At 63.9% G+C, this 477-nt stretch carries 1 pseudogene; it reads left to right on the forward strand.

The features are described from left to right. A pseudogene (locus A3728_RS19955) lies at window positions 1-477 on the forward strand (ornithine decarboxylase); the annotation flags it as partial.

Here is a 477-nt window from a genome sequence, read left to right on the forward strand (position 1 = left end):
CCTTTGCCGTTGGCCGCGTGACAAGGGCCCTTACGACAGGGGCCTACCGGCGCAGGACCATCCCGCTGGAACGCGACTCCCTTGATCAGGAAGAGCGCGACGACGAGTCGATGCAGCCGCCCGAAGCGCGGGCGCTGGCCAAGCCCTATTTCGAGGTTCTGATCGTCGATGACGTCAGCGAGCAGCAGGAACGCTGGCTGCGCAGCAACGTGCAGCGGATGCGCCGGTCGGAAGACCCCTTTATCTATGAAGCGGTGGTGGTGCCCAGCGTCGAAGACGCGCTGATCGCGGTTCTGTTCAACCACAACATTCAGGCCATCGTGGTGCGCCCCGGTCTTACGCTCAAATCCGACATGGTGGAGGAGATCCTCACCCGTTACCTCGCCCGCGCGGGCGGACGCGAAGAGATCGACGCCCTGCTGCCCGAAAATTACGGCCCCGAACTGTGCCGCATGATCGCCAAGGTACGACCGGAGC

This window comes from Sulfitobacter sp. HI0040, from assembly GCF_001634885.1.
Taxonomy (GTDB): Bacteria; Pseudomonadota; Alphaproteobacteria; order Rhodobacterales; family Rhodobacteraceae; genus Sulfitobacter.